This is a genomic window from Pseudanabaena sp. CCNP1317 (assembly GCF_034931345.1).
Taxonomy (GTDB): Bacteria; Cyanobacteriota; Cyanobacteriia; order Pseudanabaenales; family Pseudanabaenaceae; genus Pseudanabaena; species Pseudanabaena galeata.
The window spans coordinates 1-18,171 of record NZ_JAYGIF010000157.1; the positions used below are offsets into that span (position 1 = coordinate 1).

Genomic DNA, 18,171 nt, shown 5'->3' on the forward strand with positions numbered 1-18,171 from the left:
TGGGGCATGGATAAGATCTTTTGTTGAGGAACTTGAGTATCTCATCTCTTGTCCCTTTTATCCCTCTTGTCTCATTTTGAGACTCTATGCCTAGCAACCTTTCTCAGACTTTTCTGCACCACTAAGCAATCCCCCTTAGAAATGGGAATTGACGGTGGCTAGACAATTATTTAGATTGGAATGTATCTGCGATCGCCTTTTACACTCGCATTTTCAGCAATTGCCGATCAAATGAGCCACAAGCAAAGTTTTGAAAGCGTTGCTTTGCAGCGCTTTCAAAACTTTGCTTGGTTTGGGGTTGAGCACAAAGCGCTGCCTGAGAAGATTCTTGAAGGGTAGCGAATTTGTAGAGTTGCTGGTGATGTTTTATAACATCTAGCTAACAACCAATAGATGCGGCGCACATCGCTGTATCTATATAAACGCTTTACACTACAAGAAATTTTGTGAAAGTGTTGTTTTGTGATACTTTCACAAAATTTCTTAGCTTGGGGTTGAGAGCGTAGCGCTTTAAGTAGATGGGCATAATTAATTACAAACCCAAACCCGTAAAGTTGCGCCCCTGCGGGGCGCAACTTTACGGGTTTGGGTAATTTATTTTGGCACAGGTACTTAACAATCACGATTTGATGTTAATCCATTGGGGAGAACTGTCTTACAGAGCTTTGCTTTGGCTAATTGTGCTTCCGATATATTGGCGCTAGTTAGGTCAGCTTCAGTAAGGTCTGTTTTATCCAAGATAGCGTTGGCAAAGTTAGCTAGGAGCATTTTGGTATGCTTGAGGTTGGCAGAACTCAGATTTGCCCCACTGAGGTTAGCTCGACTAAGATTAGAGAAAGTGATACTCGCACCTACTAAATTTGCACTACTAAGATCGGAGGCGAGTAAATAGGTATAGTCTAAGTTATTAACTGGAAGATAAGCGCCAGTCAAATCACAAACTTGGCAGTTTTTAGTAGTTTGCAATTGGACAACTTGACTAGGATTCAAGGCCCATGCGGGCAAAGGAAACAGAAATAAAATGAGTAGCACGATCGCTAAAAAGATGCGGTATTTCATATCCAAAGATCTCTATATTTACATCTATTAACAAATTCAATTTTTGATATTGTGGCAAAGCTATGCCATCAAAAATGGCGTAACCCGAAGAACATTATCATCTAATCAATTGTCACAATCACAGGGGTATGATCGCTGGGCTGAGTAAGTTTGCGGGGTTCTATATCAATCACACAGGCTGTAGCTCTCTCATATAGAGACTCTGTTAAGAAGTGATAGTCAATCCGCCAGCCACGATTGCGTTGAAAACCTCCAGAACGATAATCCCACCAGCTATAGTAACCGCCATCAGTTTCAAATTTCCGAAATATATCTTTAAAGCCAAGGTTTAAAACTTCCGCAAGGGCTTCTCGCTCAATATCCGTGGACATCACCTTGTTTTCGCGTCCCTTGGGATCATAAATATCTAGATCGGCGATCGCCACATTAAAATCGCCACAAATCAGCACATTGGCATTTTTATCTAGCAATGCTTGCAAATATGCTTTTAATAGCTTCAGCCAACGCAATTTATATTCATATTTTTCACTTCCCACCTCTGAGCCATTGGGGACATACATATTCACGATCTGGACATCGCCATATTTAGCAGTGATGAGACGTTTCTGCTCATCCAAGCTGGGATCATCAATTTCGCCTAATACTCCTGCAAAGCCTGTTTGGATATCCTGTAAAGGCGATCGCGAGATCAGAGCTACACCGTTATAGGATTTTTGTCCATAAATGTAGGTTTGATAGCCTAAGTCTGTAAATGGTGTAAGGGGAAAGTCTGTATCGATCACCTTAGTTTCTTGTAAGCACAACACATCAACATCAGGATTTGCCTGCAACCAATCACAAACATGGGTGATTCTTGTACGAACTGAGTTGACATTCCAAGTGGCAATTTTCATGAAATTCCTATATCAAATTCCTATATATATCTGTCGTCACTTGTATTCGGATAAATCAAAACCCAAGAAACTAGTAGTCCGCCACTAGAACTTTGACTAGTTGGGGGTTATCGAAACGAGCTTTGCTCGTTTCGATAACCCCGCAAATTTCCTTTGGCAGTCTACTAGTGGCGGCGCGAAGCGCCGCCACTAGTCTTCTGGTTTTGTGTCCTCACAAGACTAGCGACAGCTATAGCAATCCTATTTTATTTGTGAGATTAAATGGTTTGAGAGAGTGCGCCCCTTAGTGGTGCACTCTCTCAAACCATTTAGAATTGCTATAACAGCATAAACATTATGGTTCATGTCACAATCTAAACAGTAATTTATATTTTCTAAATTTTGAGTTTGCCTAGCATGATTTCCCATAACAACATAGCCGAATTAATTCGCGCCGCTTTACCTAATGCCAAAGTTCAAGTTGAAGATCCTAATCATGATGGTCAACACTTTGCGGCGATCGTCGTTGCTGAGCAATTTGAAGGCTTATCGATGATTAAGCAACACAAACTTGTATATGGGGCAATCCAAGAGCATCTGGATACTGGTGCAATTCACGCATTGCAACTAAAAACCTATAGCTTATCCCAATGGGAAAGTATGCAGGTTCAGGTTAACTAATCGAAAGTTGCGGCGCTTTGCGCCGCAACTTTCGATTGGGTTTTACAGCGTTTTTGGTATATTGGAAACTGCAAGAATAAAACCCCCGAAAAATATCAGAATATAGTGGATATACTGCGATCGCTTCCTATCGGACTCTACCTCGAACAACCGATTACATGGTTACATCGACTCGATCCACGCATCAAACTGTTTGGACTACTCACTTTTTTACTAACGCCCATTCAAGCTAATGAGCTTTGGCGCGTAGCGATCGCCGTTTTATTGATCATCCTCACCTTAGCTTCACAAATTCCCATGCGAGTTTGGAAACAGCAAATGGGAGTTTTGCTATTACTTGCCTTTATGACCTTAGCGATCGCTACTATTTCCCCCGATGGTTTTAATATAACTGCTCAACCCCGTCGCCCTATCCCTGACATAAATATCACCGCTAGCCAAGCTCAAAATACGCCATCATTAACGATCAAACTTCCTCAACCAACATCCTATAGTTATGTAGTTTGGAAAGCAGGTAGCATTAAGATTACCCGCAAATCTCTAGATTTAGGAGTGAGGGTCTGCACATTAATTTTCACCTATCTCTACGCACCAACCCTATTTTTGCTAGTCACGGCTCCCGAAGAAATTACAGCCGCGATCGCCGCAATTTTTGCTCCATTAAAATTTTTTAAAGTTCCCGTTGTTGAAATTGTCCTGACGCTGACCCTTGCACTGCGTTTTGTCCCATTAGTTTTAGAAGAAGTTCAAAACCTTGGTCGAGCCATGCGAACTCGTTCGATTAATTGGAAAAGATTGGGTTTTAAGGGAACTACTCAAATTTGGCTAATCCTTGCAGAGCGACTGATAGATAATCTATTCATCCGCGCCGCACAGACAGCAAGCGCTATGCAAGTACGCGGTTTTACAACTCCTAATACTCACGTTGTCGTTTGGAATCCTCTCAAATTCTTTCTTCGCGACATAGTGCTACTAGTTCTCTTAGTCGCAATGTGGGGTGTCAGAATTTACTATGGCAATGACTTCTAAAACAGAAAGAATTGCTTTGCAATTCTTTCTGTTTTATTCTACGCGATAGCCAAGATCTGATAGTTGAAACCTTGATGAGCGCCATTTAGGTTGAACTTTAACAAACATTTCCAAATGCACAGAACCCATAATCATCTTCTGCATTTGCAATCTTGCCTGAGTCCCAATCTCCTTCAGCATTTGTCCCTTCTTGCCAATGAGAATTCCCTTCTGTGAATCTCGCTCCACATGAATTGTCGCCATTACCCTTGTGATTTTTGGCTGTTCATCCACTTGATCAATACTGATCGCCACAGAATGCGGAATCTCTTCGCGAGTAAGCAAGAGAATCTGTTCACGAATTAGCTCACCCATAATGAAGCGCTCAGGCTGATCGGTGACTAAATCAGGTGGATAATAATAGGGTCCAAGGGGCAAACGATCGCACATCATTGTCTGCAAGGCTTCTAATCCTTCCCCCGTGACCGATGAGAACTTAGCAACTTGCCAACCATGCTCCTCAGCAAAGCTCTCATAACCCGTAAAGGTATCCCCCGAATCGTCATTAAGAATATCGATTTTATTGATACCTAAAATCGTCGGAACCTTGCTCTGTAAGATTGTTTCGGCAACAAAGCGATCGCCTGTTCCCATGCGATCGCTACCATCAACCAGCAAAACTGTCATATCCACTGAAGAGATCGCACCGATCGCATTTTTGACAATGGTTTGACCAAGTAAATGGTGGGGTTTGTGAATTCCAGGGGTATCAACAAGGACAATTTGGGCTTCAGGCAATGTCAAAATCCCGCGTAGGCGGTTGCGTGTAGTTTGAGCAACAGGGGAAGTGATCGCAATCTTTTGACCGATGAGGGCGTTGAGCAGTGTAGACTTGCCGACATTTGGTCGTCCTACTAATGCTACAAAGCCCGATTTAAAACCTTCGCCCGATTCTGGAATCATGATTGCCTGCGATCGCTGTATTTTGAGATAGGAAATAATTATACCCTGCTACAAATGTAGACAGCAGCAAAGGATTTTTAGCCAGCATTTTCATTGTGAAACTGATTTTATTATTCCCATCGTCGAACGAAAAAGATGAGTGGCGGCGCTTCGCGCCGCCACTCATCTTTTTCGTTTGAGCGCAAAGCGCTGTATGTCCTAAGCAAAACTTACATTGCTATAGATCTATTAGGGGCAACACTTTCGTGAATTGGTGTGAAATGCGAGGCTGTACTCAGGCGGAGGCGATCTCCAGACACCATCCAAAATGTCATCGCCTCATAACTTTTGTGCTATCTCAGCCTTTTTGTAGTTTATAATACAAATATGAAAGTTAATTTATGGATAAAAAAATGAAAGTCAACCGTGAGCATCAACAACAAAAATACAGCGATTATCGCGATCGCCAAATTTGTGAAGACACAAACGAAAACCATGAGCCAAAAGACCACTTACACCCTAATTACTGTCATTGGGCTTGGTTGCCAAAACCTAAATAAGCATAAAAAAAGCGGCGCATTGCACCGCTTTTTTTATGCTTAGAATTTGCTAGAAGATTATCTTGCCCAGTAAATGACTTTTTTCTCAATGGCTACAAATAGGGCATAGAGCATTACACCTAAAATTGCAAGGGCTATCAGCGCCGCAAAGGCTAGAGGTACATTGAAGTCAGACGCTGCTTGGACGATCAGATAACCTAAACCCGCATTAGAAGCGATCGACTCTGCAATTACAGCGCCAATAAAGGAGAAGGAAACAGCAATTTTGAGAGAGGCGAATACGTAGGGTAACGTATGTGGCCAGCCCACCTTTTGGAAAATCTCAAAATCAGTTGCACCCAAGGCATACAAAACATCCTTCATCTCAGGCTCAATCGTTTCTAGTCCCAGAGCAACGTTAACCGCAATTGGGAAGAACGCAAGCAAAAAAGCAGTGACGATCGCAGGAATAGCATTAGCCCCAAACCAGACCGCTAGTAGTGGTACTAGTGCAGATTTGGGAATTGTATTAAAAGCAACTAGTAATGGATAGAAAGTTAAGTAAATAAATTTGGAATAACCAATCAGAAAACCTAGAACTACACCAACTAAGCTCGCGATCGCAAAACCCGCAAAGGTTGTCCAGACTGTTCGCAAAGAGTTTTCTGTAAGCTGTGGGGCAAATTTAATGGCAGCTTCTAAAATTTTGGAAGGAGCAGGTAAATTAAAAGGCTGAATCTTCAAGAGCCATACTGCTAATTCCCAGACCAAAAAAAGCACAACGGTAGCGATCGCGGGCAAAATAATCGTTGCTAATTTCGTGTTTAAAAAAGCGTCAAGATCAAACTTTTTAGGCGATCGCCTTGCACTCTCAATAGTTCCTTGCATATATTTTCCTCATTACTAACTGCAAAAACTTGTAATAACAAATAATCTGATAGTCCTAAAAAGCAAAAGATTTATATGATAGGGATAGGCGGCGCGAAGCGCCACCTATCCCTATCTATTTAGGACTACTAATAATCTGGCTTTGCCAGATTATTTGTTTAGCTTTTATGAATATGGCGACGCAACTCGGCGGCGAGATGTGCGAATTCGTCACTGAGGCACATCTCTAAGGTTCTCGGACGGGGCAGATCGATTTTTAGCTTGAAGGCAATCTCACTGGGTCTAGGACTCATCACATACACTGTGTCAGATAGAAATACTGCCTCACGCAAATCGTGAGTAATCAGAATCCCAACACACTTTGCCTCCATCCAAAGGGTTTGGAGCATCACCCACATTTCTTCACGGGTAAAGGCATCTAGTGCGCCAAAGGGTTCATCTAATAGCAAAATCTCAGGTTGGTGAATCAAGGAACGACATAGAGACGCTCTCTGACGCATTCCTCCTGATAATTGCCAAGGAAATTGCTGCTGAAAGTCCTTTAAGCCCACTGCTTGCAAGAGTTTTTGCGCCATCTCTAAATATCGCGCATGATTAACCTTAAAGTCTCGTTTGTAGGGAGATACTATTTCTAGAGGCAATAAAACATTATCAATTGTGCGTCGCCAAGGAAGCAGCACAGGATTTTGGAACGCGATACCAACATTTTTAAGGGGCTTAGTCACAGCCTGTCCATGACAACGCAACTCACCAATTTTGGTCGGACTTAATCCCGAAACCATTCTTAAAATTGAGGTTTTACCACATCCACTTGGACCAACAAATGTGACAAATTCCCCAGGTTGAACGCTGAGAGATACTTCCTGAATGATGCGACGTATCGATTCACCAAATGGATATTCCAAACCAATATGATCAAATTCTAGCAAGGGCGTAGAAGAAACATTGGCTTCAGTGGATGTAGAAGTTAAAGGCTGTACCATTTTAGTTATGCCATTATTGTGTGGGAAAATTTGTAAATCAATTCCCAAACAAATCAAAAAGATTGGCTCAGCCAATCTTTTTGATTTGTTTGATTGTAGTTAAAGCAGTGGTTTGCGATCGCTAGCAGGAGGAACCATGCGTTGCTCTTTAGGAGGTAAGAACTTATCTGTAAAAACATCGGCAGAAGTAACAGGTTTCAAATTGAACCCTTCAACTGTCTGCGTAATACTCTTTTCGAGGCGTTTCATGTCTACGCCTCCAAACCCTGCGGCTTCCAATTCTGGAGTCACGTACATCCGTTCAAGTGCCAATTTCAGGCGAAGTTTCTCGGCATCTCGATCCATCAACTTACTTTGATCTGTAGAAATAACTAGATCAAGAGCGGCACTGGGGTCTTTGACGACTTCCTGCATACCACGGAAGTAAGCTTTAAGGAATGATTTAATAGCCTCAGGGTTTTTGGTCATAAAATCTTGTTTAACCAAAATTCCATTGCCATAGAAATCCAAACCAAAATCACTATAGAAGAAGATTTGTAGATCATCCATAGTCTTCCCTCCCTTGATCAATGAGGGAATAACTGAAGTAAAAAATCCACTAACAGCATCAACTTTACCTTGAAGCAAGAAGGTTTCACGTAACTTTGGTTCCATCGTATCCCAAGTTACCGAATCAGGTGAAATCTTTACTTCCTTAGCAAAAAGTGGAAAAAGTTTGCGAGGTCCATCACCTGCGGGTGCACCAAGCTTCTTACCAACTAAATCAGCAGGTGTATTAATCCCTTTGTCTTTGAAAGTAATGATCGAAAAAGGAGCTTTGTTTTGATAAAAGGCTACTGCAAGGATCTTGTCATTAGGATTCTTGTCATTGAATTCCATCGCATTGTAGAGATCGCTAAAGGCAATATCATACTTGCCAGTACCAAGCTTACTGATCGTGTCAGCGTTACCGAACCCACGTTCATAACTGACATCCAACCCTTCTTCAGCAAAGTAGCCCTTTTCGATCGCCCAAATCAAAGGAGCGTCAAGACTTTGTTTCAAAAAGGGCAATTGTACACGAATCTTTTGTTTTTCCTTTTTGTCTGTACTACTAGCTTGGGGAGACGAATCAGTAGTAGGAGCAGCAGTCTTGTCTCCAGAAGTTGTGCCTGTAGTTGATGGTGCAGAATTACAAGCAGCAAGCAAAGCTGTTGAGACGGCAATAAGGAGAATTCTATTTAACTGTTTCTGAAAGGTGTGAAGCATTATTGCCCTGTAGAGTTAAAATGTATACTGTATACAAAACTAACTTGTATTTAAGGTGAGTAGAAAATAAGTTTCTGTATAGATCAATACAAAGGAATATACCTCTCAGACCAAGCTTAGATATCGTTACTAGTATCAATAGCAAAGCATGAATAGCTATGCAATTTTGTGCTTTAAAAGCCTTACTAGATTTGATTTGTAATTCACGAAAGTGTAGCGATACTTTTGTGAATTTGTATGGTCTATTAAAGCTTTAATCAAACGTCAGTTCGACGAAAGCGAAAAATGGTAAGAATCGCTAAGCGATTCTTACCATTTTTCGCCATTTGCGGCGTGCTTCGCACGCCGCAAATGGCGATATCAAACTCACGTTAATCAAAATAGAGTGGTTGTGTTTCGTGCTACCACTCTATTTTGATTTCTAAAATTGATGGGCATAGTTATACTTCAAAACTTTAATGTAAAGTATTCAATACTAAAAGTTTGAGATCAATTTGACGAGGGTGTTTACTAATGACAGGTATATCGATAGGTTTGAAAGCGAAATCCCCTCTCTATGTCGGTTTGTTATTTGGTGGACAATCAGGCGAACATGATGTGTCAATTACATCTGCAAAAGCGATCGCTTCAGCCCTCAATCAAAACTCTCGATACAAAGTTCAACCCTTCTACATTCAGCGTGATGGAACATGGCGCAGTCCTGATATCTCTCAAAAGGTTTTAGAAACTGGCAAAGGTTTACAAGATTCAGAATTATTAACCAATGCTGCTTTTTTCCTGCCAACGGAAGTTCAACAAGTCGATCTTTGGTTCCCTGTTTTGCATGGACCAAATGGAGAAGATGGAACGGTGCAGGGACTATTGCAATTGATGCATAAGCCCTATGTCGGTAATGGGGTGCTTGCCTCTTCGGTGGGAATGGATAAGATCGCGATGAAGGCAATTTTTGCGAATGCGGGTTTGCCTCAGGTTAAGTATGTAGCGCTGAACCGTTGGCAATGGCAGCAGGACGAGCAGGCTTGGAGTGAACATATTGAAGCTACTCTTGGCTATCCCTGCTTTGTGAAACCGTCAAATCTTGGCTCATCGGTGGGAATTTCTAAAGTACGCGATCGCCAACAGTTACAGGAGGCGATCGCTAGTGCCACCAGTTACGATCCGCGCATTATTATTGAGCAAGGTGTAACTGCTCGCGAAATTGAATGTGCAGTTCTTGGTAATGAACAACCCCAAGCTTCCGCGATCGGTGAGATTACTTTTACAAGTGATTTTTACGACTACGAAACTAAGTACACCGCAGGGCTGGCAGATCTGATCATTCCCAGCAAGTTGCCTGACAACGTAACTCAAGCGGTGCAATCAATGGCGGTGAAAGCTTTTCAAACTGTGGCAGGTTCAGGTTTAGCCAGAGTTGATTTCTTTTATGTAGAAGCCACGGGAACGGTTTTAATTAATGAAATCAATACTTTCCCTGGATTTACATCGTTAAGTATGTATCCCAAGTTATGGGAATATTCGGGAATTCCGTTTACAGAACTATGCGATCGGCTCGTAGAGTTGGCACTTGAAAAACATATTTAAAGATGGAACGCTATTAGCAGATATCCAAACACGAGTTATACCAAAAGACAAAATGGCTACGCCATTTTGTCTTTTTAACGCCAGTTCGATATAGCCATTTGCGGCGTGCTTCGCCCGCCGCAAATGGCTATATCGAACTCATTTCTTTTTAAAATCCTTACTGGGTCTGGTTTTTAATTCACAAATTGTCTGACATACAGCATCGCAAGAGATAGCTAGGACATAAGCCCAAAAAGATGAGTGGCGGCGCGAAGCGCCGCCACTCATCTTTTTGAGTTTGATCGGTAATTGCTGCAAGTAAAACCGACCATTGCTATAGCGCTCTTAAATGAACGTCAGTTCGACGAAAGCGAAAAATGGTAAGAATCGCTAAGCGATTCTTACCATTTTTCGCCATTTGCGGCGGGCTTCGCACGCCGCAAATGGCTATATCGAACTCACGTTAAGAGTGTTGTGAGAGTGCGCCACGAAGGGGCGCACTCTCACAACCTATTTAGGATTGCTATAGACAAATGTAGAAATCTGTTACTTTCACAAAATCGTGTGATTTGTAACGCAACTCTAACAAACAATCAGTTAACATTGCATAGAGTCAAACTTTGCTTGGCTCTATGCAATTACTTACTCCTCACGATGCAACAACTAACACCTAATCCCAGCTTTAGCTTGACCATTCGCGTGCAACTCCTCAACCGCGCAGGAATGCTATCTTCTGTCATTCGCGTTTTGGCTGAAGCGGGAGGGAACCTAGGACAGATAGACCTGATCCAACAAACCCGCAAGATTTCGGTACGAGATATTACCGTCAATGCTTACAGCACTGAGCATATGGACAAATTGATTGCCGTCGTCAAGGCTGTCCCTGAAATTCGTGTTCTCGATGTTTATGATCGTACTTTCCAAATTCACAAAGGGGGCAAAATCCATCTCGAAGCTAAAGTAGCTGTTAAAGGACAGGACGATCTTGCCATGGTATATACCCCCGGGGTGGGGCGCGTATGTATGGCGATCGCCGAAGATAAGCGCAAGGTTTATGACTACACGATTAAATGCAACACGATCGCCGTAGTTACCGACGGTACGGCTGTCCTAGGATTAGGAGACATAGGACCTGAAGCGGCGATGCCTGTCATGGAAGGCAAGGCGATGCTATTTAAACAATTTGCAGGACTGGATGCGTTTCCAATTTGCCTGAACACAAAAGATGTTGATGAAATTGTGGAAACTGTAAAACGCATTTCACCAGCATTTGGTGGCGTGAACCTCGAAGATATTAGCGCCCCCCGTTGCTTTGAAATCGAAAAGCGCCTCAAAGAAGAGCTAGATATTCCTGTGTATCACGATGATCAACATGGCACAGCGATCGTCGTTGTCGCAGCAACGATCAACGCACTTAAAGTTGTCAGCAAACCAATTGATACTGTTCGCATCGTTATGAATGGAGCAGGGGCTTCAGGAATAGCCGTGGCAAGACTCCTCCGTGAAGCAGGTGTAAAGCGAATAGAGATGTGTGACTCCAGAGGATGCATTAGCAAAGATCGTCCCGATCTCACTCCCGAAAAACATGAGTTTGCTAGCGATCGCTCTGGTTCCCTAGCAGATGTAATCAAAGGAGCCGATATGTTTGTCGGTCTGAGCGTCAAGGGTGCGCTCACTCCCGAAATGGTAAGAAGTATGGCTCCCGCGCCGATCGTCTTTGCGATGGCAAATCCTAATCCCGAAATTCAGCCCGAACTTGTAGAAAATGATGTTGCTGTGATCGCCACGGGTCGCAGTGACTATGCCAACCAAATTAATAATGTTCTAGCCTTCCCAGGTATTTTTCGTGGTGCGCTTGATGCACGGGTGACACAGATTACCACACAGATGAATTTAGGAGCGGCTCAAGCGATCGCCTCTTTAGTCAGCAGCAGCGATCTTGCGCCTGACTTTATTATTCCTTCTGTATTTGATCCCCGCGTCTCCCATGCCGTTGCTGCTGCTGTCCATGCGGTCGCACGTCAGCAAGGACTAGCCAACGCATAAAGGAAAGGGCGTGCTTTGCACGCCCTTTCCTTTATATAAAATTGCGCCCCGCAGGGGCGCAATTTTACAGGCTTTTCTTTGGCGTAGCTACTTATGCTTGCATGGCAATAAACTCATCCACTAAATTTAGGAGTCGTTCGATCGCCTCATTGAGATTAATTGAATTTACGGGAAATCCATGGGCAACCCGATTTCTAATTTCATTTAAGGCGATCGCTCTTTCAAATTGGTCAGGGGAAATTGCCAACTGAGTATATAGGTGATGAATCATTAATATGGTTGGTAAGCGATCAATAGGTATCAATAATTGTCTTGCATGTCTTCGCATCAAGATCTCTGCAAATATCCATAGCGATAGAAATGCGGCTTCATGCTCTCCAACCGAGATTAATTTGGCGATCCGCTCCTTGCGATGCAAAATCTGCGATCGCGTGAGTTTATCGTCGTTCATATCTTCCTCGGCGATCGGGGTGGCATCTTCTCCCGTAATCAGTAAAAAGCGCCAACCACTATGCTCTGCAACAATTTTAGCAATATCTCGATAGTAGGCAACTGCTAAGTTTGTTGCAACATCCCTAACCTCAACAATAAACCCCCGCTCTGTGGATATTTTCATCAATAAGTTAGGACAATATCCATTTAAATCAAATGGTAGCTGATGGGTATGAGGTTGGAGAACAACTTCATATCCCTGCGAACTATAACATTCAATAACTTTTGTTTTGACCAAACTATTAATAATCGAACTACCTGAACACATTTATCATCCTGACATACTGGCTTTAAGCAAAAATTACATAAAATCACGCGGATCGGTGATATGTCCTGTCAAAGCAGAAGCAGCAGCCGTATAGGGAGAGGCAAGATAAATCTGGGCTTGCTTATTACCCATCCGACCAGGAAAATTGCGGTTTGTAGTCGAAACACAAACTTCTGCTTCGTTAACTCGTCCGAAAGTATCTTGGGGACCACCCAAGCAACCAGCACAGGAAGGGGAAGCAGGTTCAATACAACCTGCTTGCAAGAAGATTTCAGAAAGAGTTAAGCCATCAATCTTCAAGCTAAACAAATCATTGTAAACCTTTTGTGTGGCTGGTACAAGGTAGGTAGGAACCTTAACCTGTTGCCCTTTAATCAATTGAGCCGCGTGATAAAAGTCTTCAGTTTTACCACCAGTGCAAGAACCAATATAGACGCGATCAATCTTCACGTCTTGGACATCACGCACAAGGGCGCGGTTATCGGGGGAGTGGGGCTTAGCGACAACTGGTTCGAGCTTAGAAACATCGTAATGCTTGACATAGTAGTACTCAGCATCAGCATCGGCATAGAGCGACTCAAAGGGCTTATCAGTGCGCGATCGCACATAGTCAAAAGTGGTTTGATCTGGGGCGATCGTGGCATTTTTGCCGCCAGCTTCGATCGCCATATTGCAGATGGTCATCCGTTCTTCCATGGTCATTTTGGCGATCGCATCTCCTTCAATTTGCAATGCTCGATAGGTTGCGCCATTTACACCGATATCGCCAATGACCTGCAAGATCAAATCCTTAGCCAAGAGATAAGGTGGCATTTCGCCATCAAAGACAAACTTCATCGAAGCAGGAATTTTGAGCAAGAGCTTTCCCGTACCCATGACAAAAGCGGCATCGGTATTACCAATACCTGTCGCAAATTGCCCAAATGCTCCTGCGTTGCAAGTATGGGAGTCAGTGCCGAATAACACTTCTCCTGGACGGGTGTGACCTTCTTGGGCTAAAGCAATATGGCAAACGCCTTTGTAATCAGGGTTTGCTTTAAAGTCTGATAAATCAGTGATGTCGTAAAAATACTTAATGCCTTGTTCTCTGGCGAACTCACGTAAAATATCAATATTACGATTAGCTCTTGCATCTTTAGTAAAAATGTAATGATCGGGAATTAATACTAATTTTTCCTTATCCCAAACTTTGGCATCTTCACCAAATTCGCGCTTAAATACTCCGATTGTGCCAGGACCACAGACATCATGGGTCATTAGCAGGTCAGCATTCACCCAAATATTTTCGCCTGGGCTAACGTTAATTTTGCCCGACGCTTTTGCCAAAATCTTTTCGGTGAGTGTCATTCCCATAATTGTGATGTCCTTGCGTAGATTATTGATTCCTACTTGTGTTGTAAATTAAATTATAGTCTGAGATCGGATTATCGCTATGGATTAAACCGAGATACAGTAATTCTCATTATGAAGCCGATTTTAGTATTTTCAGCAATTCTGGTGCTGGAAATACTAAAATCGGCTTTTTGAAAGTTTGTCAACGGCAGACTTTCAAAAAGCTAATTTTTATAATGAGAATTACTGACTGAAATAGTATTTCAAGAAATCGCAAAATATTCATGTTATCCTGATCGCTCATCCAAATACTACTCATTTCCCACTCAAGAATTATACCAAAACGCAAAATGGCTACTCCATTCTGCGTTTTGAAACCCCTTAATGGGTCTGTTTTTTAATCCCAAAAAGTGTGGCAACACTTTCGTAAGTTGGGATCACTCCCCAAGGTCAAGGGAGTTTGGGAGTGAAGGTTATAGGTAACACAGGTACTTGCTTTCTGCCGCCTTTGTCCTTAATCAACTAAAATTCCGACTAAATTCTTTCAATATCCATTCCATCAAGACGGCTCTGCATTGTAGACAAGTGATTTCCCTAAGTAAGTTCTGACATCCATCTAAAGTTGCGGGATAGGTAACTATGTCAAAATCAGGGCTTAGCTTTGCCTTCTGTTCTAAATGGGCAACAAATCCGTAAAGCTTTTGATTGGAAAAAGAACTGTTTACAGCCCAACCTTCATTGTTCAAAGGAATCAATTGCGCGATCGCCGATGCTTCGATTCCTAACTCGCGTTTTAGGGTAGCGATCGCCGCAGGTTGAGGATTTTGTCCTGTGGTTACTCGACCACCAGAGAAGTCTAGCGTTGACTGCCCAATACCAGCACGATAACTTGGCTTGGGCAGTAAGAGGCGATCGCCTTGAATGGGGATAACAATTACCGAGTCAGCTTTCTCAATGCGCCAATACTCCAAAATTTTGCCGTGATCGTCTTGTAGATGTTCGCCAATGAGAGTCATCCAACGCGAATGCATCTCTAGGAAGCGATCTTGAACCTGCCAAGTTGTTTGAATATTGGGTTGCACTTTATCCATTGTACTTCTATAGTCTGACCTTCTAAAATCCTTTATGCATAACTTTTGACTTTGACTTTACTATTCTTGTGGCTAGATTTAAGCGGTTCAGCTCGGCGTAATCCTTCAAGTTGCTTTAGCTGATGCGACTGCTCTTGCAATCGAATAGAGAGGCGATCGCTGACCAGTTCACACAAATCAAAGATGAAAGGCTCAACAATCTCATAATATACGCTGACTCCTTGAGGAGTTCTAGAGACAATCCCTGACTGAGCTAAAATTTTGAGATGTTTTGAGACATTTGCTTGTCCCAATCCTGTTTCTTCCATAATTTCGGTAACATTCTTTGAGCCTGATTTCAAAGAACACAACACTTGCAATCGGCTAAGTTCAGATAATACCTTAAAGTAATCGGCGATTTGAGTCAGGGCAGAAGGATTGAAGGTCATAACGGCAGAGGGTAGCTTAAACTATTTTAGATTATTATAACTTAATCTTGGCATATTGCTATATAGTAATATGCCTGCTTTTATAGCGGACAGTCATTCATTTTGGGGTTGGTTTATAACTTGGTTTATAACAATGCTGAGCCACTAGGCCACTGAATCCATATTTCTCGAAAATAGTCTTAGCTAGTTCGCTGGATAGAAATTCTACATAGGATTTTGCGCTTTCTGGATGGGAGCTTTTTTGCAAAACAGCGATCGGATAGACAATCGGGTTATGAAGTTTAGCATCAATTACTTGGATAACTTTAACTTTAGTAGAGGTTTTAGCATCTGTCGCATAGACAATTCCTGCTTGGGCGTTACCAGATTCTACAAATTGCAAAACTTGGCGCACGTTATTTCCTAAGACAAATTTTGATTGCAAATCTTTGAATAATTCTAGTTTAGTCAATGCGTAACAGCGATCAGAGAGAGAAAAGTGATAATCTTTTTCTTATTCATAGGAATCACTAGTGGAAGTGTTTTTTAGCTCTCGTAGCTCTCGTAGGGTGTGTTAGACTCAGCGTAACGCACCCAATAAACACAAATGATGCGTTATGCGATCGCTAACACATCTTAAACACCTCTAATAGAATAAAAACGTTGCTAATCAATCGCTACCATCACATCTGAAGCCTTAACTACAGCATAGGCTTCGCTGCCTTCTTGCAATCCAAGGGCTTCAGCAGAAGATTTGGTGATAATGGAAGTAATTTCTACTCCTGAAGAAATCTCAATCGAAATTTCCGCATTGACAGCACCGATAGTAATTTTTTTCACGATTCCCTTGAAAGAATTACGAGCGCTAATTTTCATCACTATTTCTCCTTATAAATTTTTAGATGAATTACAAAACTTGGCTTATGAAGATCTGAGGGGTGAAGCTTTATCTATCTGCTTTGATTACTTCTTACTACCTACAATATGGAATATATGCCAGTATTTCTGTTCACCAATAGCAGTTTCTCCATGATGTTCTTCTTCTTCAAAATATTCCACCTCAAAGGATTGAAGTAACTCCTCGACCTTTTCCTTGGGATAGTGGGTCATATTAGGATAAGTCGTCGCCCAAGTATCGCGATCGCCAAATAATTGACCGCAAAATCTGCCTCCACTTCGCAATGATGCAATGATTTTATGCCACAAGTTAGGAAAATCATCAGGACAGCAAAAGGGTAATGCGAAACTCGAATTAATTAAATCTACAGAATTTGGCAAAGTAAGAGACTCAAAGCGCATCACCTGAGTTTCTAACCATGTTAAATCAATGTCCTTGCGATCGTATAATTTAGCGATCGCCTCTTCATTCCCATCAATTGCCAATACTTGCCATCCACGTTCAAGCAGTTCCACCGTATCGCGCCCATCGCCACAACCAAGATCGATCGCAAATCGAGGTGATTTTGGGGATTTCTCTAGATCAAAGAAATCTAGCGCTTTTAGTAAAGTCCCGCGAGGTGGGCGACCTGCCACAGCTTGGTAATATGCCGACCAATCACGGTCAACTGTGGTTGGTTCAGAAGAATCTAACGTCGGGTTCATGAGTTTTCTTTCAACCTTGTTAATTCGATGGTTAATTTGGTTGTAATCCTAACTGTTTGGCTAACTCCCTCGCAACATGAATTAAAAATTTTGCCGCATCTTGATTGTCATGGTGAGCATAATAAGTTGCCACTTTAACCAGCATTTTGACCAATCCTTCATCAAGAAGATCGCTATGGGCATCAAGTACTTCAGGCTCTCCTCCAGAGGGGCATTGAAATAATTTGTCAATCAAAGCGGCATACAAGTTTTCACGATCTGATTGCTCTTTGGTTGGATCTGTAGTTGTAGTCATTTAATCCTCATCCCTCGCGGGAAAATATTCTTCTAGTTTCCAGAGATTGCGTTTGTTTTCCATCATCCAATTACGAGATTCTGGAATTAACTGCTCCCAAACCACATCGATTTCAATATAGGGAGAGCAGTATTGATATTTTTTGCCTAGCGCCCAGAGATTATTGACAACGCCTTTAGGAATGCCAAGCATCTTCCAATCCACATCGACGGTTTTATGTGGCAATCCTCCCGTCGGATCAAAGATCAATTGGGTAAGGCGAATCAAATCCGCAAAATGTCCCGTACTTAATCCAGTTAAGTCTTGAATTTCTATTGCTCTATTATTACCTGACATTTTTACCTCGCTCTAATCAATCTACAATCACCAATCAATAGTTTTTAACGGTTCACCTATAGTTCTTCGCTTAAGAAAGCATTTAAGAATTGCTTCTTGCGGTCAAAAGCCTTAAGAGATCCCCCTCAATCCCCCTTAAAAAGGGGGGAAGAATTAAATTCTCTCCCCTTTTTAAGCTACGGTGTACACACAAGTTATCAGCTATAGCGTGAGTTACTAAAGATCCCCCTCAATCCCCCTTGCAAAGGGGGAAGAAGAAAATTTAATTTATTCTCCCCCCTTTTTCAAGGGGGGCTGGGGGGGATCTAAACATTAAAACGTAGACAGGAAGACTTGTGTGTACACGGTAGTTAAAAAGGGGGAAGAAGAAAATTTAATTTATTCTCCCCCCTTTTTCAAGGGGGGCTGGGGGGGATCGAAATCTTAAAACGTAGCTAGAGAGAATTGTGTGTACACCGTAGCCTTTTTCAAGGGGGGCTGGGGGGGATCAAAACATTAAAACGTAGCTAGAGAGAATTGTGT

21 protein-coding genes are annotated in these 18,171 nt (G+C 42.2%); 6 read left to right on the forward strand and 15 right to left on the reverse strand.

The annotated features are described in order from the left end of the window. Window positions 1-180: 180 nt before the first annotated feature. Window positions 181-339 carry a hypothetical protein gene (locus VB775_RS24525; protein ID WP_281008313.1) on the forward strand — a complete coding sequence of 53 codons (159 nt, stop codon included), beginning with the start codon at window positions 181-183 and terminating at the stop codon, window positions 337-339. Window positions 340-612: 273 nt separating this feature from the next. Here VB775_RS24525 and VB775_RS24530 read toward each other — a convergent pair whose 3' ends face one another. Together VB775_RS24530 and xth are read right to left on the reverse strand one after the other, a co-directional pair. Further along, a complete protein-coding gene (locus tag VB775_RS24530) occupies window positions 613-1,059 on the reverse strand; it encodes a pentapeptide repeat-containing protein (protein WP_281008312.1) in 447 nt (148 codons plus the stop codon). 101 nt (window positions 1,060-1,160) lie between these two features. Then, window positions 1,161-1,952 carry an exodeoxyribonuclease III gene (xth, locus tag VB775_RS24535; protein WP_281008311.1) on the reverse strand — a complete coding sequence of 264 codons (792 nt, stop codon included), beginning with the start codon at window positions 1,950-1,952 and terminating at the stop codon, window positions 1,161-1,163. Window positions 1,953-2,348: 396 nt separating this feature from the next. Between xth and VB775_RS24540 the strand changes: the two genes are divergently transcribed. Continuing rightward, on the forward strand, window positions 2,349-2,612 hold the full coding sequence (locus VB775_RS24540) for a BolA family protein (RefSeq protein WP_094532289.1): 264 nt from the start codon (window positions 2,349-2,351) through the stop codon (window positions 2,610-2,612). Window positions 2,613-2,717: 105 nt separating this feature from the next. Further along, window positions 2,718-3,641 carry an energy-coupling factor transporter transmembrane component T family protein gene (locus VB775_RS24545; RefSeq protein ID WP_281008310.1) on the forward strand — a complete coding sequence of 308 codons (924 nt, stop codon included), beginning with the start codon at window positions 2,718-2,720 and terminating at the stop codon, window positions 3,639-3,641. A 33-nt stretch (window positions 3,642-3,674) separates the two neighbouring features. On the opposite strand, the gene era is transcribed toward VB775_RS24545, so the two are convergent. Beyond that, a complete protein-coding gene (gene era, locus VB775_RS24550) occupies window positions 3,675-4,583 on the reverse strand; it encodes a GTPase Era (protein WP_281008309.1) in 909 nt (302 codons plus the stop codon). Window positions 4,584-4,975: 392 nt separating this feature from the next. On the opposite strand from era, the gene VB775_RS24555 reads away from it, so the two are divergent. After that, window positions 4,976-5,122: a hypothetical protein gene (locus VB775_RS24555; protein ID WP_281008308.1), complete on the forward strand. Its 147-nt coding sequence runs from the start codon at window positions 4,976-4,978 to the stop codon at window positions 5,120-5,122. A 57-nt stretch (window positions 5,123-5,179) separates the two neighbouring features. Here the strand turns inward: VB775_RS24555 and VB775_RS24560 are convergent, their stop codons facing one another. From VB775_RS24560 to VB775_RS24570, 3 genes are all read right to left on the reverse strand, one after another. Beyond that, on the reverse strand, window positions 5,180-5,989 hold the full coding sequence (locus tag VB775_RS24560) for an ABC transporter permease (RefSeq protein ID WP_281008307.1): 810 nt from the start codon (window positions 5,987-5,989) through the stop codon (window positions 5,180-5,182). A gap of 158 nt (window positions 5,990-6,147) precedes the next feature. Continuing rightward, complete coding sequence (locus VB775_RS24565; protein WP_281008306.1) at window positions 6,148-6,972, reverse strand: ABC transporter ATP-binding protein; 825 nt, start codon at window positions 6,970-6,972, stop codon at window positions 6,148-6,150. A 99-nt stretch (window positions 6,973-7,071) separates the two neighbouring features. Beyond that, window positions 7,072-8,220, reverse strand: a complete 1,149-nt coding sequence (locus VB775_RS24570; protein ID WP_281008305.1) for an ABC transporter substrate-binding protein — start codon at window positions 8,218-8,220, stop codon at window positions 7,072-7,074. A 513-nt stretch (window positions 8,221-8,733) separates the two neighbouring features. On the opposite strand from VB775_RS24570, the gene VB775_RS24575 reads away from it, so the two are divergent. Further along, on the forward strand, window positions 8,734-9,801 hold the full coding sequence (locus tag VB775_RS24575; protein WP_281008304.1) for a D-alanine--D-alanine ligase family protein: 1,068 nt from the start codon (window positions 8,734-8,736) through the stop codon (window positions 9,799-9,801). Window positions 9,802-10,434: 633 nt separating this feature from the next. Further along, window positions 10,435-11,826, forward strand: coding sequence for an NAD-dependent malic enzyme (locus VB775_RS24580; RefSeq protein WP_281008303.1), 1,392 nt, complete (start codon window positions 10,435-10,437; stop codon window positions 11,824-11,826). A gap of 91 nt (window positions 11,827-11,917) precedes the next feature. Here the strand turns inward: VB775_RS24580 and VB775_RS24585 are convergent, their stop codons facing one another. The 9 genes from VB775_RS24585 to VB775_RS24625 all read right to left on the reverse strand — a co-directional run bounded on the left by VB775_RS24585 (window position 11,918) and on the right by VB775_RS24625 (window position 17,649). Continuing rightward, the gene (locus VB775_RS24585; protein WP_281008302.1) at window positions 11,918-12,586 is read right to left on the reverse strand and encodes a hypothetical protein; all 669 of its coding nucleotides are present in this window, start codon (window positions 12,584-12,586) and stop codon (window positions 11,918-11,920) included. Between the two features lie 33 nt (window positions 12,587-12,619). Continuing rightward, window positions 12,620-13,939, reverse strand: coding sequence for a 3-isopropylmalate dehydratase large subunit (locus VB775_RS24590; protein ID WP_407072945.1), 1,320 nt, complete (start codon window positions 13,937-13,939; stop codon window positions 12,620-12,622). Window positions 13,940-14,436: 497 nt separating this feature from the next. Continuing rightward, window positions 14,437-15,009 carry an NUDIX hydrolase gene (locus tag VB775_RS24595; RefSeq protein WP_281008300.1) on the reverse strand — a complete coding sequence of 191 codons (573 nt, stop codon included), beginning with the start codon at window positions 15,007-15,009 and terminating at the stop codon, window positions 14,437-14,439. 32 nt (window positions 15,010-15,041) lie between these two features. Further along, the gene (locus VB775_RS24600; RefSeq protein ID WP_281008299.1) at window positions 15,042-15,437 is read right to left on the reverse strand and encodes an ArsR/SmtB family transcription factor; all 396 of its coding nucleotides are present in this window, start codon (window positions 15,435-15,437) and stop codon (window positions 15,042-15,044) included. 97 nt (window positions 15,438-15,534) lie between these two features. Continuing rightward, the gene (gene modA, locus VB775_RS24605; RefSeq protein ID WP_281008298.1) at window positions 15,535-15,888 is read right to left on the reverse strand and encodes a molybdate ABC transporter substrate-binding protein; all 354 of its coding nucleotides are present in this window, start codon (window positions 15,886-15,888) and stop codon (window positions 15,535-15,537) included. Window positions 15,889-16,082: 194 nt separating this feature from the next. Then, entirely contained in the window at window positions 16,083-16,292 is a 210-nt protein-coding gene (locus tag VB775_RS24610; protein ID WP_281008297.1) for a TOBE domain-containing protein, read from the reverse strand. Between the two features lie 87 nt (window positions 16,293-16,379). Further along, window positions 16,380-17,018, reverse strand: a complete 639-nt coding sequence (locus VB775_RS24615) for a class I SAM-dependent methyltransferase (RefSeq protein WP_281008296.1) — start codon at window positions 17,016-17,018, stop codon at window positions 16,380-16,382. Window positions 17,019-17,049: 31 nt separating this feature from the next. Further along, window positions 17,050-17,313 carry a hypothetical protein gene (locus VB775_RS24620; RefSeq protein ID WP_281008295.1) on the reverse strand — a complete coding sequence of 88 codons (264 nt, stop codon included), beginning with the start codon at window positions 17,311-17,313 and terminating at the stop codon, window positions 17,050-17,052. Then, entirely contained in the window at window positions 17,314-17,649 is a 336-nt protein-coding gene (locus VB775_RS24625; protein ID WP_281008294.1) for a hypothetical protein, read from the reverse strand. It lies immediately after the preceding gene. Window positions 17,650-18,171 lie beyond the last annotated feature (522 nt).

Bases quoted from the DNA above. Each gene is read 5' to 3' on its own strand.
- VB775_RS24525 (WP_281008313.1), top strand. From the start codon at position 181: ATGTATCTGCGATCGCCTTTTACACTCGCATTTTCAGCAATTGCCGAT.
- VB775_RS24530 (WP_281008312.1), bottom strand. From the start codon at position 1,059: ATGAAATACCGCATCTTTTTAGCGATCGTGCTACTCATTTTATTTCTG.
- xth (WP_281008311.1), bottom strand. From the start codon at position 1,952: ATGAAAATTGCCACTTGGAATGTCAACTCAGTTCGTACAAGAATCACC.
- VB775_RS24540 (WP_094532289.1), top strand. From the start codon at position 2,349: ATGATTTCCCATAACAACATAGCCGAATTAATTCGCGCCGCTTTACCT.
- era (WP_281008309.1), bottom strand. From the start codon at position 4,583: ATGATTCCAGAATCGGGCGAAGGTTTTAAATCGGGCTTTGTAGCATTA.
- VB775_RS24555 (WP_281008308.1), top strand. From the start codon at position 4,976: ATGAAAGTCAACCGTGAGCATCAACAACAAAAATACAGCGATTATCGC.
- VB775_RS24560 (WP_281008307.1), bottom strand. From the start codon at position 5,989: ATGCAAGGAACTATTGAGAGTGCAAGGCGATCGCCTAAAAAGTTTGAT.
- VB775_RS24565 (WP_281008306.1), bottom strand. From the start codon at position 6,972: ATGGTACAGCCTTTAACTTCTACATCCACTGAAGCCAATGTTTCTTCT.
- VB775_RS24570 (WP_281008305.1), bottom strand. From the start codon at position 8,220: ATGCTTCACACCTTTCAGAAACAGTTAAATAGAATTCTCCTTATTGCC.
- VB775_RS24575 (WP_281008304.1), top strand. From the start codon at position 8,734: ATGACAGGTATATCGATAGGTTTGAAAGCGAAATCCCCTCTCTATGTC.
- VB775_RS24580 (WP_281008303.1), top strand. From the start codon at position 10,435: ATGCAACAACTAACACCTAATCCCAGCTTTAGCTTGACCATTCGCGTG.
- VB775_RS24585 (WP_281008302.1), bottom strand. From the start codon at position 12,586: ATGTGTTCAGGTAGTTCGATTATTAATAGTTTGGTCAAAACAAAAGTT.
- VB775_RS24590 (WP_407072945.1), bottom strand. From the start codon at position 13,939: ATGGGAATGACACTCACCGAAAAGATTTTGGCAAAAGCGTCGGGCAAA.
- VB775_RS24595 (WP_281008300.1), bottom strand. From the start codon at position 15,009: ATGGATAAAGTGCAACCCAATATTCAAACAACTTGGCAGGTTCAAGAT.
- VB775_RS24600 (WP_281008299.1), bottom strand. From the start codon at position 15,437: ATGACCTTCAATCCTTCTGCCCTGACTCAAATCGCCGATTACTTTAAG.
- VB775_RS24610 (WP_281008297.1), bottom strand. From the start codon at position 16,292: ATGAAAATTAGCGCTCGTAATTCTTTCAAGGGAATCGTGAAAAAAATT.
- VB775_RS24615 (WP_281008296.1), bottom strand. From the start codon at position 17,018: ATGAACCCGACGTTAGATTCTTCTGAACCAACCACAGTTGACCGTGAT.
- VB775_RS24620 (WP_281008295.1), bottom strand. From the start codon at position 17,313: ATGACTACAACTACAGATCCAACCAAAGAGCAATCAGATCGTGAAAAC.
- VB775_RS24625 (WP_281008294.1), bottom strand. From the start codon at position 17,649: ATGTCAGGTAATAATAGAGCAATAGAAATTCAAGACTTAACTGGATTA.